Raw genomic sequence first — 2,113 nt, forward strand, 5'->3', positions numbered from 1 at the left:
CGCCTTGCCGGCCCGGTCCACGATCTCGCCGGTGACCCGGCCCGTCAGCTTCCCGTCGACGATCTCCAGCGTGTTCGCCTGGGCGAAGTCGAGCCCGAGCCGCTCCTGGAGGTCATCGGTGACCTGGGTGAACCCACCCGAGACGACACCTACTTGATACCCGAGGCGCTTCAGTGTGCGGATCAGCGTGCGCGCGCCCGGCGTCAGCCGCACCTCGCTGCGCACCTTCTCCACCACCGAGGCGTCCAGCCCCTCCAGCAGCGCCACGCGCGCGTGCAGCGACTGCTCGAAGTCCAGCTCCCCGCGCATCGCGGACGCCGTCACCTCGGCCACCTTGTCCTCGCAGCCGGCGTGCGCCGCGAAGAGCTCGATCACCTCGTCCTGGATGAGGGTCGAGTCCACGTCCATGACGACCAGGCGCTGGGCGCGCCGGTGCAGCCCCGCCGCGACGACCGCGATGTCGACACCCAGTGCCGCCGCGTCGGTCACCAGGGCGGTGCGCAGCGGCTCGGTCTCCACACCGGACACCGCGAACTCCACCGCCGTCACGGGGTACTTGGCGAGCCGGAAGATACGGTCGATGTTGCCGCCGGACTTGGTGATCCGGGCGGCGATCGCAGCCGTCGCCTCCGCCGTGAGCGGATGCCCGAGCACTGTCACCAGCGAGCGTCCGAGGCCGCGCGGCCGGTTGTCGCCCAGGCCGGAGATGATCTCCGCCTGCATCTTCATCGACTCGGCCCAGCTGTGGACGGTCGCCCTAAGATCGCCCTCCACTCCGGCCGGAGGCTGCGTCACGAGAGCGCACAGCGTGATCCGGCCACGGGTGACGACCTGCTCGATGTCGACCACGTCGACCGAGTAGGCGGCCAGCGTGTCGAAGAGTCCGGCGGTGATGCCCGGCCTGTCCTTCCCGAAGATCTTGACGAGAAGGGTGGGGATGTCGGAGGTCTGCGAAGCGCTCATGGTGCTTCCACCGTATCCGGCACCCCGTGCCTGCCGCCCCTGAGGTCCGTCTAGCGGACACGAAACACTGGGTGTCGGCCGGGTGGCGTGCGCCTTACGTCACGGCCACGGCTGCCTCGGTGACCGAGAGGTGACCCCGACGCACCCGTGAGCCGCCGCCCGGGCGGATCGCCGCGAGACGTGCCGACCCCGCCAGGTCATGTCCGCCCCGTCGTCCGCCCGGAGGACAGGCCCCGAGGCGTCGTGGGGGAGCGTGCTCTCGGCGTGCCGGGTGGGAGCCCTCGTATTGGATGTACGTGGGCTCTCGGCCGGTGCGGCGGGGGTGCCCCTCCGAGAGACCGTGCCTGGCGTCGCGGGGGAGGCGGGACTTCGCGGACACGCCCTAGTGGATCAGGAGCGCCTCTGGTGGCTCAGGAGCGCCGCTTCGGGTTCCCCGGCGGCGGGGGAGCAGGCGGAGGAGGGGGCGGAGGCGGCGGCCCGTCGTCCGCTCCCGGCGACGGCCGGTTCCCACGCCGCCGGGGAGGCCGGGGCGACCTCGGGGGCGGCCCGATCGGCCGGACGACCGTGGGCGCGCCGTAGATGTCGTCGCCACCGTCACGCGCCGACGCGTCCTCGGCCGGCCGAGGACCGTCGGGCGGCGGGACCGCTCCGGGCGTTCGTGCACCGTCGGGCGGCGGGACCGCTCCGGGCGGTCGAGCAACCTCGGGCGGCGGCATCACTCCGGGCGGTCGAGCAACCTCGGGCGGCGGCATCGCTCCGGGCGGTCGAGCAACCTCGGGCGGCGGCATCGCTCCGGGCGGTCGAGCGTCCTCCGGCTCGCGCAGCTGGTCCGGCACGCGCAGATACGGGTTCGTCGCCGGGTTCGGAGGCCGGTACGGGGCGCCTGGGGCATACGGTCCGGACCGGCCGGCGTACGGCGAAACCCCGGAACCTTCGGTCGTAGGACCAGCGGGGCCAGCGGGACCAGCGGGACCAGCGGGACCAGCGGGACCAGCAGGGCCGCCTGTAGGACCCGTAGCCCCCGCGCCCACCGCCACCCCCGCAGCCAACGGCGCCGCCCGCTGCCCCGCGGCCCCGGTCGCCCGGGCCAGCAGCGCCCCCACGGCCCCCGCCCCCGCGCCCCACGCCGCCCCGAGAACCAACGCCATAC

General features: G+C 73.9%; 1 protein-coding gene. It reads right to left on the reverse strand.

Annotation, left to right across the window (positions count from 1 at the left end; genetic code table 11):
* Nucleotides 1-963: phosphoserine phosphatase SerB (serB, locus tag KUM44_RS36115; RefSeq protein WP_217213992.1), on the reverse strand; the 963-nt coding region annotated here is incomplete at its 3' end.
* Nucleotides 964-2,113 lie beyond the last annotated feature (1,150 nt).

The sequence above is a fragment of the Streptomyces sp. AC550_RSS872 genome, assembly GCF_019049285.1.
Classification (GTDB): domain Bacteria; phylum Actinomycetota; class Actinomycetes; order Streptomycetales; family Streptomycetaceae; genus Streptomyces.